The organism is Marivirga harenae, from assembly GCF_030534335.1.
Taxonomy (GTDB): domain Bacteria; phylum Bacteroidota; class Bacteroidia; order Cytophagales; family Cyclobacteriaceae; genus Marivirga; species Marivirga harenae.
This window is the reverse complement of record NZ_CP130565.1, coordinates 822583-837259: the sequence shown is the minus strand read 5'-3', so window position 1 is coordinate 837259 and position 14677 is coordinate 822583. Positions and strand designations below refer to the sequence as shown.

Genomic DNA, 14677 nt, shown 5'->3' with positions numbered 1-14677 from the left:
TTATGTAGGGACTACCACGACAATCAATGCAGAAGGAATAAGAAGAACAGTTAGGCCTGCAGAGATCACTGATTCTGCTAAGGCGGTTAGGTTTTTTGGAGGGTCAACATTGTGGGGGGAGGGGCCGATGACGAAAACACGATCCCTTCATTATTTCAGCAGCAGAATCCGCATCTTAACGTCTACAATCATGGCCAACTTGCTTACAACTCTAGGCAAAATCTAGATGCCTTAATTACACTTTATGAACAAGGTAAGCATTCTGATGTAGTAATCTTTTATGATGGGGTGAATGATGCAGCTTTTCTCTGCCCATCAGATGTGGAGGTACCGGGGCACAGACTTGTTCCTATGTTTAGAGGTAAACTTTACACTTCATATTTTAACATGGCAAAGGAAGCGATGGGTAAAGTGTTTTTTGAGAATTTAATTTTGTTGTCAAAAAAACTAAATCCGGCCGATAGAGATGATATGTATAATTGTGTGAGTTCTCCTAAAAAAGCACAAGCTATTGCAGATTTTATGCTTACTAATTGGGAAATAGCACATGATATTGTGACCTCAAGAGGAGGTCAATTTTATGCAGTTCTACAGCCCGCAGCCTATATAGGAGAACCTAGGACGGATCACATAGAGTTGGGTCCTATTTTAGGTGATAATTTCAGACAAGTTTATAAATTAATTCGTCAAAAAATATCAGAAAAGCAGTATCCTTGGATTTATGATTTAAGCACCTCTTTTGATGGACAGGAATATATATTTATTGATTTTTGCCATGTTTCACCTAACGGGAATCAAATTATGGCAAGTGAAATAGATAAGTATGTTCCTCTTAAATAAAGCTAAATATTTGACTTTTAGTCTTTCTCAAATTGTAAAAACCAATCGTAAATATTCACTGGATCAACGGTGGTTTTATTCCAGTCATTATGTTCCTGATCATAAACCCTTCTCCAGGCATTGTGCCCATTATCTTCAAATAGAATTAGTTCAGCTTCAATTTCAGGTGGGCATGCATTCACTGCATTCACCATACTTTTGGATCCATTTGAGCCAACAATCCCATCCGTGTCATTATGAAATGCCCATATAGGCACGTCTTTTAGCTCACAGGCTTTATTAGAGTTACCGCCTCCACTGATGGGTACCATCGCAGCAATTCTTTCTGGATATTCAACTCCATAGTTCCAAGAAGCAAACCCACCTCCACTTATCCCGGTCATATAAATTCTTTTTGGGTCAATCGGGTAATTTTCTATCGCTTCATCCACCATTTCATTTATCATATGGATGTTCCAATTATTTTTTATATGTTGAGGAGAAAACACATACATGGGAACGTCATTCCCCTTATCTAGAAATTGCGGTAATGAGCCATTTCTAATTAAATTAATTGCTCCTTGATTGGCGGTCTCCCCATTGCCACCCATGAAAATGATTGCAGGTTGGAGCTTTTCAGGATATTTCAACCCTTCTTCTAACTGATAGGCTAAGTATAAGACTTCTCTTTCCTCTTCTTCAGATTGAAACGAGTGAGTGCCTTGTCGTTCTCGTGTTTCAAATTCAATACTAAATCCTTCCTCTTGTAAGCTGTCTTTTTCGGGATGAGATATTAAGGAATATGCGTAAAATGTAGTTAATTCAGCTAATCCATCTAAGGTGACCTTTAAAGTATCGTCCTGTGAACTAGTAGATCTCTTTCCGCTTAGCAATATATTCTCTGTGACCTCACTGTCTACTAGGTTTCTAAGGTCTTCCGCACTTTCAAAATCCAATTCTTGGTTACTGAAAATGTAATATACATCAACAGCTGATTTAGTTTTTAGTAAGAAGTCAGCTGATCGGATTCCCACTCTTAGCTGCGGAAAATCAGTTGCCCATTCCAGAACAATTTCGGGCTCTGGATCTTCTTCCTCTTCATCTTGATTGTCTTCAATATCATCATCTTTCGGTGTGACATCGTCTTCTTTGCCGCAACTAATGAAAATAAAAATCGGAAGTAATAGAAGGATGATAAGATAGTGCGTTTTTTTCATGACCCAGCCTTTAAGTATAGAATAAATTTAATAAATAATATTATAATTTCATTTTTTTAAAGAGATTTTCTGGAATTGAAGTAATTATCTTCATGATGAACCACCATATCGGTTTATAATATATTTCACTTTTTCTTTTATTCATTGCAGTCAAAATAGCTTTTGCTAGTTTTGCTGGCTTTGCAGTCAGGGGCCAGGAGTCTCAAGTCCATCGATCATTTTGGTTTTAACAAAGCCTGGCTTCACTGTTAAAACGCTAACATTGCAATGTTGCATTCTATTTCGTAAACCTGACAAAAAGGTGGTAAATCCTGCTTTTGCTGCTCCGTAAAAATAGTTGCTTTGTCTGCCTCGGTCACCTGCAACTGAACTTATTCCTGCTATAAAACCATGTTTTCTTTTCTCAAAATCATTTGCGATGATAGACAATATTGAAACTGCACCAGTAAAATTGGTTTGAATAATATTTTGCCATGATTCGTCCTTTTCTGCTAACTTTTGATCCCCCAAAATACCAAAAGCGCATAATACGGCATCGGGCTTTTCATCTAAGCCATCATAGAACGATTGATGCTCATTTATTTTACCAGCATCAAATTTTCGAATATATACTGTGACTTCATGCTTTGCTTGAATGTCCGATTGCAATGCCTTTAGCTTTTCAAAGTTTCTACCACTCAGGGTCAAAGCGATTCGCTCCTTAGCAGCTTGATAAGCTACTTGTTCTGCAATATCACTATTAGCTCCTAATATAAGAAGGTGGTTAAATTTATATGTCATTTTACTACTATTATTGTTTTTAAACGATTTTAAGTCGTTTTGATAACATGCTTTGAAATTTCATTTCGGGATTTATTTCTCTAATAACGTCCTGAAATTCTTTTAATTTAGGATAAGTATCTTTAAACATTTGGCTGGACATTCTGGCATCTTTTGTTAAATATATTCTACCTCCGGCTTTTTTAACCAAAATATCCAGCTCATCCAGAAACTGGAATAGGCCTTTTCGAATAGGAAAATCCAATGCCAAAGTGTAGCCTTCCATTGGAAAAGATAAATATCCTTCGTCTTCGGGTCCGAACATTTTTAAAACCGCTAAAAAGGAGCCCCAGCCTTTATCGGTTATTCTTTTTAATATCTTTTCAAGGTAGGTCTTTCCATTTTCTTTTGGCAATACAAATTGGTATTGAATAAAGCCTCTTTTACCATAAATCCTGTTCCAGTTTAAGATGGAATCTAATGGATAGAAGAAAGTGTCGTAATGTGATTGTAATTCCTTTCTCGATTTTAGATTTTTATGATAATAAAAGGTATTGAACCATTTGATAGAGTAGTCATTTAGTACGAAGCCGGGGAAGTTAAACGGAATGTTAATAGAGTTTTTTCTGTGTGAGACGAAAAGTTCTTTTGTATCTCTCACTTCTTTTTGCTTACTGTGTTCGCCCAGCATCAAAATGCTTCTGCCAAACTGTTTGCCTTTTTTCAAGCAGTCAATCCAAGCGACAGAATAAGTGTAGGTAGCATACTGGTCAAAAAACTCTAAAATTTCTGTAAGATTTTGTGCCTTCAACTGAAGTTGAGAAATTGAAGTGGACTCAATTTTTTTTAATTGTATCCCGGCAGCAACTATAAGACCAGATAGCCCCATCCCGCCAATTGAAGCATAAAAAACAGCTGAATTTTGACTTCTATCACATCTTAAAATTTCCCCATTGGCCAACAATAAATCAATAAATTGGATATGGCGTGAAATACTTCCTTCAGCATGATGGTTTTTGCCATGTACGTTAGCGGCTATGGCGCCACCTAATGTAATATATTTTGTACCTGGAGTTACAGGGAGGAACCATCCATTGGGAGTGATAACATCCAATATTTCAGAAAAAAGTATACCACTTTGAGCAATGAATAGTCCTTCGGCTTTATCGAAAAAAAGTATTTTATTGTGTCTTAAACTAGAACAAACTACTTCGCCCAAGGAAGCATCTCCATAGCTTCTTCCATTCCCTCTAGGGGAAAAATCATTTTTTAAAAATGAAGGATTGTTTTCACTGCCAAGTGTATAATGTTTTATTTCAGCTTCAATTTCCGGAAACTTATTCCAATTTGTTATAGATGTTTTTTGCATTGAAAATGCCTTCTAATTGGTATGAAATCCCAAGTTACGAAATTTGAATAATTCTCAGTCATTTTATTAATAAACTATGATGTGAATTTAAAAAAGTTTAAATTCGCCAGAAGCTTAAACTATCACTCGAATAAGTATTGAAACAAGAAAAAAAGCCATTTTTAGATTATATACATAATTTTAGAGGACTTGCAATTATATTTATTGTAGGGATTCATAGTATTATTTCAATTCCGTGGGAAGGCTTTTCAATAGCTAAATCTTTATTAGTGGGAGTTTTTAATAATGGAACGGTGCTATTTGTCTTTATAGCAGGCTTTCTTTTTTACTATTTATGCCATGATACTTTTGATTATTTTCAATATCTCCACAAGAAATTGAAATATGTCATAGCCCCTTATCTGATTATTTCTATTCCAGCCATAGTTGATAAACTCTTTTTTGATGATGGTGGTCACTGGTGGATGACAGTTGATTTTCAAGAAGCCTCTGTTCTTTATAAAATTTTTTTGATGGTTACAACAGGGCGTCACTCTGGTATTTTGTGGTTTATCCCTATGATCTCAATTTTTTACTTTTGCTCATTCTTATTTCGTTTGTTTAGTAAACATAAACTATTCGATTACTTGGTACCCATCATATGCATTTTAGGACTTTGGACTGTTCGCTTTGGTTATCATGCTAATCCACTTATTTCATTTGTACATTTTCTGCCCATATATCTGTTAGGGATGTGGGTAGCAAAGCACCGGCTGAGAATTCTTTCAGCTCATATTTTTTGGCTTTTTTCCTTAATTGGTATATATCTAGCCATGACAATTTTAGAGGTGTATGGTATTATCCCAGTGAATAAATACCTTGATTTAAGGGATTTAAAGGAAATGGTATTTGTTTTTAACCTTAGTAAATTGAAGGCAATTCTGTTATGTTTTTTATTGATTATAGGTTTTAATAGGTTAAATGATTTCCGTTTCCCATTATTAAATAAAACTGGAAATGATAGTTTTGGTATATTCTTCCTTCATCTATATATCATTAATTTTGTCCAAATATTGGAGCGAAAACAATTGCTTCCAATTAAAGGGCTGAATACATTGAGTTACTTAATCTATTTATTAGCTATTATATTAGTTGCTATAGTAATCATTTTTATGATAAGAAAGGTATTCGGCAAACACAGTAGGATAATAGTAGGAAGCTAATTCAGAAAAAATGACAGTAAAACCCAATTTTCTTATAGTAGGAATGGCTAAATGTGGAACTTCTTCATTAGCTCAATATTTACAACAGCATCCAAATGTTTTTATCACTAAGCATAAAGAGCCTCGCTACTTTTCGAGCCAATGCATGCAATTCCCGATGGGAGGACCTAAAGATAAAGAAGTAGAGAAATGGTATGTAAAAGACTGGAATAAATATTTAGAAATGTTTTCTTCAGCTAAGGAGAAAGCTATTGGAGAAGCAAGTGCTGATACTCTGTATTTTCATTCATGTACAATCCCACTTATAAAGGAAAAGTTAGGTAATCCTAAAATTATAATTATTCTCAGAAATCCTGTTAAAAGAGCCTTTTCTGCTTACCAGCATTTAATCAGGGATGAAAGGGAAAGCGGGAGCTTTGAAATTGCTTTACAAAAAGAACCGGAAAGAATACAGGACAATTATGAATTGATTTATCATTATAAAAAGGTCAGTCAATATTATCAGCCAGTGAAAGCCTTCTTGGATAATTTCGAACATGTAAAAGTAATTTTGAATGAAGATTTACAAAACGATACTGGAAATTGCTTGAAAGAGGTGTTTCAGTTTTTAGATGTTAATCCTGAACAGGAAATCAAATATGATTTAAAGTTTAATGTTTCAGGCAAACCGAAAAACAGAGTTTTGCATGAAAGCCTTCAAGGCGAAACTAAGATCAGAAAAATGATAAGACCTTTTGCTAGATTAATACTACCAACACAAGAAAAAAGAATGCGTATGGTCACTTGGCTTTCCGGCAAAAATATGAATCGTTTACAGTTGGAAAATGAAACAGCAACCGATTTATATGACTTCTTTCAGGAAGATATAAGTAAACTAAAAGATTTGCTGAAAAAAGACCTCTCGCAATGGGAAAAATAAGTGTTACTGTAATTTCAATACTCTTTTAAAGGCTTTTTGTCCGTAGTCTCCGAAATGGCGCGCTATATTTTTTAAAGATATTTTATAGTTTTTATGCAAATATATTTGGTTCAATAGAAGGACTATTATCATGCAGCTTAACGTGGCAAGTGCAGCTCCCATCACACCCAAATACGGGATAAGCATGATGTTCAAAATGGTATTGATTATTGCATTTCGCATTACAAAAAACATGTTTTTCTTTGCTTTTCCAACGGCATCCAATACTACACCCATTTGTTTGTTAAAAGGAATTAACAAGCCATACAGCATAGTGATATTTAAAATAATGCCTGCTTCTGAATATTCTGAACCAGCTAATAATGCTATAATTTCATTACTGAAAATAATCACAAAAATGGCAAACGGAACACTGAATAATAAAATTACAGCTACAGACTTTTCATAAAGGGATTTCATTGCAGAATCCCCATCTGCTTCTGCTCTGCGAACAGCTTCTGGAAATAAAATACTGGCAAGTGCCATGGAAGGCACTTCAAATAAGTTGGCAATTCTGATGGCAACATTATAGACCGCTACAGCAGCAGGGGTCAAATACCAACCTATCATCCATATATCAATATTTCGCATCAAAACTGCACTAAGGTTGGTGCCCAAAGTGTACTTTCCATAAGAAAAGAGCGCTTTAGTCCATTTCTTGTTCATTAGAAAACTGATCTTACTTTTACTTGCTATAAAAGAGACAAGCGTACCGGTTAAAGCTGATGCTCCATACCAAACCCCCAATTGAAATAAAGTAATCTGGTATTCAAAAATGAAATGAAAGAGCACTACGGAAAACAATAAACCATTCTTAAAAAAGTAGCCTAAAAAGGACCAAAGAATTGAAAATTGGCTCTCTGGATATAATCAAAATGGAAAAAAAGTGCCAGAATGATGCTAGTTGGTATAAATATATAAAGTAATTCAACCAATTCTGGAGCTTGCCATGCTTCTGCCAAAGGATTTGCAATAATTGCTAAGATTATGGAAATCCCTATAGAAAACAATATATTGAGTACTAAAGACGTGGATTGAATTAAGCTTTTTTCTGTTTCATTTTCTGTATTGCTAAATCGAATTAAAGGGTTCTTAAAGAAGCCGTTTCTCGCTGTTTCCAACAAGGTAGCTAAGGAAATAAACAACATCCAAGCTCCGTATTGCTCTTTCCCCAAAATCCTTACTAAAAGAATAAAGGTAAAAACACCAAAAATTAAAACGGAAAACCTTTCCAGTAAAGTAAACTTTCCTGACTGAATCCAATAGGATTGCTTTTTGGGCATGAAGTTTATTTTAAGTCTTAGTTAGTTATTGTTTTCGTCAAATTTAATACAATTTTATTACGCATAGGCTTTATAAGGAGGAGATTTGATTAATTACGGATTTAAGCTTAATGTACCTTGGCTATCGGTCAAGAATAATTTTGAGTTGATAAAATTTGTGCTTTCTGGATAACATCAAAATATAAGTCCCGTTATTCAAATCCTCAGGGAGATAAAGCTCCGCATTTGTTTCATTAAAGTTGATGGCATCATTTCTCATAATTTCTTTCCCTTCGGGATTAATAAGACTTAGCTCAAAAATTCCTCTATTCTTTTCAGGTAATTGCACAATTAGCTTATTATCTCGAACTGGATTTGGGAATATAGAAATATCTGTCTCTATTGACCTATTTGCAGTTAATACATAATAAATGGAGGCAGAGCTTACAAGGCATGAATTTGACTCAGCCTGGAAGAAGTAACTACCACTTTGATTAGGGATTAAGGTAGCATCTGTCTCATTTTCTATTAAAGTGCTATCTCTAAACCACTGAATGTTCTCTTCATAGTTGGCTATTAATTTGTCACCAATAATCGAAATCTCTGGAATTGGCGTGCTTAACTCGTATTTCAAGTCAAATCTTTCAGAAAGTGAAATGGAATCATTCGTATCAAATGAAAAATCATATTGAAGGTTGTTAGTAATCAGTATCGAGCTGTCTAGCAGATAATCATAGAAAAATAGATCTCCGTTTGTCAATTCTTTAGATACCTTCTTAAACTTTAAGGAGTAGTTCCCGCTCTCTATCCCTTCAATTCCTAATTTATTACTAAAGCATTGGTTATCAGGCAGGTTTTTTATAGCTAATCGGATATTAATTTCTTGCGGATAAAATAAGTTGAAATAAGCATTGGATCTTTTTACGGCATCTATATCTGGCAGATATTCAACGGAACCTATATCACTGATTTTTAAATAAAGGCGGTCCAGAAGTTCCTGATTTGACAGAGTAATGACCAGCCCTGAATATGAGCTTTTGACGTTTCTAAAGGTACTTGCATTAGATTCTTCCAATTTGGCAGCTTCAGAAACATTGAGGCTGGCTGTTTCGGTGACAGACCGTACCCAAAAGGCTTGATTTTGCGAAATAATCCCCGAGAATTCAGGGTCTCCTATTTCACCATCCCAAACCAAAAACCTACCCCCAGCCACTGTATTATCTGCTATGCTTGCAGTATTGCTTAAACCCAAAGAGGTCCAGCCTGTGTCTCCCCAAAGGATGGGAGTAGCATAGGGGTTAGCTATTAAATTCCATCCAGCTTGCTGGTTTCCAATATCATCATTTCCTGTGATGGTATAGTTGAAATCTGATTGTATTAGCGGACCCATCCATTTGATTTTTGTAGGAATCGTTTCATTTCTAAAATAGATTGCATAACCTCTTCCCGTTTCAAAGGTTTCTTGGTTGGTACTGCTGGGAAATGGTATCCAAATTTCATTATTGGAATCATAGCTAAAAATTGATGGATCATTTCCCAATTCTGGGCCAGTACTTGCACCTGTAAATGCTCCCGTCACAGGTATAAACTGCTGAAATTCCTCCACCGAAAAATCAGTAGCACTAGAACTTAGGTATCTAAAAACCTTTCCCTCGGAAATTAGCTTTTCGATTTGCACTTCTCCTTCAACTGTTCCTAAATCATTTATTATATAAGCAGTCATTGAATCAGTTGCAAGAAACTGCAAATACCCACCACTTGCAAGTGTCCCATTTTCAGCCTCAATTCTTCCGTAAATTTTTAAAGAATCAGAAACTATTATTTTACTGGCGTTAGTAATGTTAAAAGTGAGATTTTTAAGAATATTGCCATTCTCTTCTAAGTTTAGGAATAGGTCTTGTGTTGGATTAGCATTGATTAACAAATTGCTTTGATTGCCAAATTTAATTTTTCCATTTGATAGGTTTTCAGACAAAACATTATTTCCTGTAATTGCGAGTTCGCAATTTGCAAGTGATAATAGTGAACTTTCCGATAGGTTTATTCGGCTTAAATTAAGCTCATATTTGGTTGAATGATTGAACTCTAGCGTGTCTTGCCCCAATAATTCAATGGAATTAAAATTTAGAATATTGGTATCAAAAATCAATTGATGATTCTTGTTTGAATTAAAGACTATTGAAAATGGGGATGAGGGAGTGAAGTCATTGTTTCCTTCAATTATTAAATCATCATTAATGTTAAGAGTTAGATTTTGGGAGCTATTTTGGATGCTTGCTCCATCACCGATTGTTAATTTATTTACTGCTACGGAATCTTTCTTCAAGTTCAGAATATTGGACGCTTTAACTTCTAGATTTCCAACTGTACTTAAGTCCAAATAACCTGTAGTATTATAAATAATCAGTGAATTTGGGTGGATTTCCTGAAAACTGACATTGTTCGGATTATTGATTTGAAGGATTGAAGCAGAATCTAGAATCAAGGGAATGGCTAATGAATCATTTAGTGTTAAATAACTTCCTGTGCCGAGTCTGATACTGGAAACTACACCTTTTTCTAAAATAGCTTGGTTAAGATAGGCGCTGTCATTAATGATGAAATTCTGGAAATTTTCTTGAAAAGAATCAGGATTGGTTGCATCGCCAGAATTTAACCAATTTTGAGTTAAGCCAATATCAGTTTCCGGAATTAACTGGTAAGTTTGAGGTTCCTGATCAAAGACTTGCAACTTATTAATCACTGAAATTCCCGCGGTGCCAAGATTATTTTTATTACCGGAGAATGGAGTAGCACTTATAATGTAATTTCCTGGGCTTACATTCCATTCTGGAGGGTTCCTTCTTCTACTTAACAAAAGCCCAACTGATTGTCGGTTTTCGGTTCTTATATTTTGATAACCGTTAATAGCAAATCGAAAGCTGTTACAAACTCCATCATCTATTGCCAGGATGTTGATATCCTCAGTTCCTAGAGTAAATAAGTTTATAATGTTATCTTCATTCCCCAATGGAATTAAATCAGTATTAGTACTTCCATCTTGTAGCATGAGTCCTGTCATGAAATTTAAACCAACAGGTATTTCATCAAAGAATTCAATCTCCATCGTATCTGACTGGATAGCTGATTCATTATCAGTTACTGTTAATCTCAGTTGGTGAATACCCTCAGCTGATGGGTATATTTTGACATTATTATTGTCAATAACAACTATTTCAGCTGAAACGGGATTAATAATTTCCCACGAGTAGTTCATAATCGTGCCGTCAACATCAAATGCAAATCCATAAATGTTGATGTAGTCTTCGGGCATTAAAAGCTTTAGATCTGGGCCAAGGCCAACGTAGGGCTTAATGTTATTGGTTTGCCCTTTTTCAAAATTTAGAAGCCATTCATAAATTGAAAGTCCCATAGATTCAGGATAAATATCATTCCAGATGTCATGACCTCTGGAAGGAATTAATTCAAATTCTGCTTTGTATTGTCCATTACAATTGTTTATGCTGTCCACCATCTCACCAGTAGAATTAATAAACGGATCGACTAAACCATCATTTTCTCCATGCATAGCCCAAATAGGAATATCTTTTAGAATACAAGCAAGTGAGTCATCAGATGGACCCGAGATTGGAATCATGGCAGCTACCTTTTGTGGGAATTCAGCCGCAAAATCCCAACAGCCAGTTGCGCCCAAACTTACTCCTGTCAAATACAATCTGTCCTCGTCAATATTGTATGTATTAATAACATGGTTGATCACTTCATTTATAAGACCAGTCGACCATCTTTGATCGTTTGGGTTCTCTATTTCTAGATCTCGAGGAAGTTGGGGTGTTAATACTACAAATGGATACTGCTGTGGCCATTCGCCTCTATCAATTGCCCAAGCCGGGCTTCTGTTGGAATTATTTTGAAGAAAAACCTCTAAATCATCACCAATTTCGCCACCACCCATTAACGTAACCAAAAGTGGACTAGGATTATTTAGAGCATCGTAACTGGGGGGAGTGTATATAAGAAAATTGGTTCCTTGGGGGCTTTGACTTTCAGTTTGTTGGGCGTAGGAAATACTAGAAAATAGAAGAAATAGAATAATGGTAAAATATACATCACATATTCTTTCGGGTAAATAAAACCTTGGATTAAAACAGTAAATTATTCGATAAAACGACATTTTTAATCGGTTGATAGCCAAACAGTTCTTTATAAATTTACAAAGATTTTTTTGAATTATTAAAAAAACATCAATAGGTTTAGATATTAAATCTTATTCAACAACTAATGTTAGATTATCGACTGATTATAATAGCAGTCTTAAGCACGGTTTTGTTTTTTTTAAACCAATATGCTTTTGAAGGATATATTAAGAATAAAGAGCGTTTAGCTAGTGAATTACAATCCACTTCAATGAATTTGTCAGAATGGGAGTTAAGCAATAAACCGCCTTTTAAATACCGAATGCTGTTTCCACTCATAGTTAAAAATGTCAGTAGGGTAATTCCTGGTTCAGCTACTTCAAACCAGAAATTTTATTGGAGTTACTTGTTTTTTAGTTGGCTGTTTTTCATATCCACCTCATGCATGTTTTACCTCCTATTATTAAAGCTTGTCCAATTCCGATCTTTGGCATTTTTAGGAGTATTATTGCATCTAAGCATGGCACCCATTGTGTTTGCCTTTACATTACCAGTCCACACAAGAGAAGACCAATTGGGTTTTCTTTTTTTATTATCGGCGATATATTTTCTCTATGATAAAAAATACATTTTATATTTAGTAATTGCTTGTGTAGGTGTTTTTGTACGGGAGACCCTGTTACTCCTGCCATTTTTGCTATTACTTTTTGCTAAGATACCATTACCGCGAAAGCTTTTTCTTAGTGGATTACCTTTGGTGGTATGGTTAGTGTACAGATGGCTGATTGGCACTGAACCATATGATTTCTGGCTTGGTCTTAAATGGAATTTATCAAATCCAGTTCAGTTAGTTCTATTTGGGTTTCTTTCATTTTCCTATTTATGGACGCATTTGATTTTTTCTTTTAAAGGTGCACATGATCATAATGAGGATCTCGGATTGTTTTCAGGTAAAGCGGTTTTATTAGCTCTTGTTGTGATTATTTCAACTACTTTTCTTTTCGGTATTTTCAATGAAATTCGTTTGCTTTATTTAGTATTTCCTTGGGTTATAATCCCTTGTTTAAGAATTATAAGAAAGTATCAAAAACTCTGGTTGAAATTTTTAAAAAATAAGTATGTGTTAATCAGTTCCATTACATTAATTCTGGGAGTTAGCGCTTCATCCACTTTTATATCAGATACAATCCGAAATACATTAGGAGACAGTCAGTACGGAGTGCCATATGGGTTATGGGTTATTGCTTTTCTCCTGTATTTAATCCCTACAATTTTTTCAACAATATTTTATCTCTTTTATCAGCCTAAATATACAAATGAACCGATTGAAGCAATTAAAAACTACTGATTCCCTTGGCATTATAGAGTGGGTCATAATTTTGGCAACTCCTGCAATTCCATTGCTATTTACATTTCCGTATAGAATAAACCTATTTTTAGCATGGGAAGGTGCTTATAGGTTGTCTTTAGGAGAGGTTCCATATCGCGATTTTGGTACCCCTGTTGGTTACGTATTTTGGATTTTGCCAGCAATTTTTTTCAAAATATTAGGTCCTTCTGTAATTACTTTGTTAAAGGTTCAAGCCTTTATTAATACTATTTCAAATTACCTGTTTTCAAGAATTTTCAGACAATTAAAGTTGGAGGTTGGAGCTAGGGTTGTTGCCTTATCTATTTTTGTTTTATCCTATTCGCTATTTAATTTCTGGCCTTGGTATAACCATTTCGTATTTGTTTTGGAGATGGCTTCTTTACTTTTTGCACTAAAACTGTTAAGCGAAAATGAAAATAAAAGAATTGTGTTGTACTGTTTTCTTTCAGCTGGTTTTGCAGCTTTAGCATTTATGACAAAGCAGGATACTGGGGGCTTTGCATTATTGTTCTCAGGAGCTATAATTCTATTTGATTCCATTAAAAGAAAGAAACCTGTAAGTGTTTTAACCTTTATTGGGGCGTATCTTTTTTGGATGATTTTATTAATTGCACCGTTTCTGATGTATGATTTTACTTATTGGTTTAATTATGGACAGACTCCGCATTTCTCAAGATTGACATTTTTTGATTTACTGGATGAATTTTTAGGGGCTTCGAAATGGATTAAATTTTATTTGGTTTTAATAATTATTATACTTTTTTACCGCCTTAATAACAATTGGAAAACTTTTTTTAAGACTGAAATATTTGTTCCATTTTTTATTGGGCTATTTATATTATTTCAGGCTTCTGTTATTCAAGTGACTAGTTATACACCGCTCGATGGAAATATTTATTTCCACAGCTTCATTTTTGGAGTAGTATTACTTCAATTTGATAGTCGAATAGTCTTTCACAAGGGATGGTCATTTTTTATTGTCATTTGTTTGGTTGGACTTTGGTGGACTAATGTTTTTTGGGTCAGAAATATAAGACCAAAAGTGAAATCATATTTTCAAATTGCAGAAGAGGATGTTGTTTCAAAGAACACCTATGTGTTGGATAATGATACTTCTAAAATGAAACGTTCCAATTGGGTGGTGCCTAAGTTTCAAACTTTTAGGGGAGTGAAAATACCTGAAGAAACTATTGAGGGTATAAATAAAATTTTAGAAATGCCGATTGTTCAACGTTCAAAAAATGACTTGCAAGTATTGAATATGTCCGAATTGACTCAATTAGCTTATGAAATTCCTTATGACACCGAAAAAGGAATTGATCATCCGTTATGGTATCATCAAGGCGTAGCATTTTTCGATAGAGAAGTACAACATTTTTGCTCAAAAGTTGAGAATAAAAATTATGATTTGATTTTGTTTCAAGATATTCCTGATCTTAATAATTTCTATTCTTATGAGGTAAGAGGTTGTATCTTAAAAAATTATGAACTTAAGTTTAAGTTTTTAGCTCCTAGAATTCCTGAAGAGTCTTATATTGAAGTTTATACTAGAAGAAAAACACAGTAAGTGTCCTTTAATTTAT

11 protein-coding genes are annotated in these 14677 nt (G+C 34.5%); 5 read left to right on the top strand and 6 right to left on the bottom strand.

The genetic code is table 11. The features are described 5' to 3' along the window. The first annotated feature begins 111 nt into the window (after positions 1-111). Complete coding sequence (locus Q3Y49_RS03535; RefSeq protein ID WP_303270865.1) at positions 112-840, top strand: hypothetical protein; 729 nt, start codon at positions 112-114, stop codon at positions 838-840. 17 nt (positions 841-857) lie between these two features. Here the strand turns inward: Q3Y49_RS03535 and Q3Y49_RS03530 are convergent, their stop codons facing one another. From Q3Y49_RS03530 to Q3Y49_RS03520, 3 genes are all read right to left on the bottom strand, one after another. Continuing rightward, a complete protein-coding gene (locus tag Q3Y49_RS03530) occupies positions 858-2036 on the bottom strand; it encodes a carboxylesterase family protein (RefSeq protein WP_303270864.1) in 1179 nt (392 codons plus the stop codon). 186 nt (positions 2037-2222) lie between these two features. Beyond that, on the bottom strand, positions 2223-2816 hold the full coding sequence (locus Q3Y49_RS03525; RefSeq protein ID WP_303270863.1) for an SDR family NAD(P)-dependent oxidoreductase: 594 nt from the start codon (positions 2814-2816) through the stop codon (positions 2223-2225). Positions 2817-2835: 19 nt separating this feature from the next. Further along, positions 2836-4164: an FAD-binding oxidoreductase gene (locus tag Q3Y49_RS03520; protein ID WP_303270862.1), complete on the bottom strand. Its 1329-nt coding sequence runs from the start codon at positions 4162-4164 to the stop codon at positions 2836-2838. A 137-nt stretch (positions 4165-4301) separates the two neighbouring features. On the opposite strand from Q3Y49_RS03520, the gene Q3Y49_RS03515 reads away from it, so the two are divergent. Further along, positions 4302-5366 carry an acyltransferase family protein gene (locus Q3Y49_RS03515; RefSeq protein WP_303270861.1) on the top strand — a complete coding sequence of 355 codons (1065 nt, stop codon included), beginning with the start codon at positions 4302-4304 and terminating at the stop codon, positions 5364-5366. 10 nt (positions 5367-5376) lie between these two features. Then, complete coding sequence (locus Q3Y49_RS03510) at positions 5377-6285, top strand: sulfotransferase family protein (RefSeq protein WP_303270860.1); 909 nt, start codon at positions 5377-5379, stop codon at positions 6283-6285. A gap of 3 nt (positions 6286-6288) precedes the next feature. Here Q3Y49_RS03510 and Q3Y49_RS03505 read toward each other — a convergent pair whose 3' ends face one another. The 3 genes from Q3Y49_RS03505 to Q3Y49_RS03495 form a co-directional block, all read right to left on the bottom strand. Further along, complete coding sequence (locus tag Q3Y49_RS03505) at positions 6289-7116, bottom strand: oligosaccharide flippase family protein (RefSeq protein ID WP_303272090.1); 828 nt, start codon at positions 7114-7116, stop codon at positions 6289-6291. A gap of 35 nt (positions 7117-7151) precedes the next feature. Further along, positions 7152-7607 (bottom strand): lipopolysaccharide biosynthesis protein, encoded by a 456-nt coding sequence (locus Q3Y49_RS03500; protein WP_303270859.1) that lies wholly within the window; start codon positions 7605-7607, stop codon positions 7152-7154. A 121-nt stretch (positions 7608-7728) separates the two neighbouring features. After that, a complete protein-coding gene (locus Q3Y49_RS03495; RefSeq protein ID WP_303270858.1) occupies positions 7729-11553 on the bottom strand; it encodes a PKD domain-containing protein in 3825 nt (1274 codons plus the stop codon). Between the two features lie 656 nt (positions 11554-12209). On the opposite strand from Q3Y49_RS03495, the gene Q3Y49_RS03490 reads away from it, so the two are divergent. Both Q3Y49_RS03490 and Q3Y49_RS03485 read left to right on the top strand, forming a co-directional pair. Continuing rightward, positions 12210-13070: a hypothetical protein gene (locus tag Q3Y49_RS03490; protein WP_303270857.1), complete on the top strand. Its 861-nt coding sequence runs from the start codon at positions 12210-12212 to the stop codon at positions 13068-13070. Next, positions 13039-14661 carry a glycosyltransferase family protein gene (locus tag Q3Y49_RS03485; RefSeq protein ID WP_303270856.1) on the top strand — a complete coding sequence of 541 codons (1623 nt, stop codon included), beginning with the start codon at positions 13039-13041 and terminating at the stop codon, positions 14659-14661. Before Q3Y49_RS03490 ends, Q3Y49_RS03485 begins: the two co-directional genes overlap by 32 nt. Positions 14662-14677 lie beyond the last annotated feature (16 nt).

Excerpts from the sequence above, each read along its gene's own strand:
- Q3Y49_RS03530 (WP_303270864.1), bottom strand. The coding sequence starts at position 2,036 with ATGAAAAAAACGCACTATCTTATCATCCTTCTATTACTTCCGATTTTT.
- Q3Y49_RS03485 (WP_303270856.1), top strand. The coding sequence starts at position 13,039 with ATGAACCGATTGAAGCAATTAAAAACTACTGATTCCCTTGGCATTATA.
- Q3Y49_RS03510 (WP_303270860.1), top strand. The coding sequence starts at position 5,377 with ATGACAGTAAAACCCAATTTTCTTATAGTAGGAATGGCTAAATGTGGA.
- Q3Y49_RS03525 (WP_303270863.1), bottom strand. The coding sequence starts at position 2,816 with ATGACATATAAATTTAACCACCTTCTTATATTAGGAGCTAATAGTGAT.
- Q3Y49_RS03520 (WP_303270862.1), bottom strand. The coding sequence starts at position 4,164 with ATGCAAAAAACATCTATAACAAATTGGAATAAGTTTCCGGAAATTGAA.
- Q3Y49_RS03500 (WP_303270859.1), bottom strand. The coding sequence starts at position 7,607 with ATGCCCAAAAAGCAATCCTATTGGATTCAGTCAGGAAAGTTTACTTTA.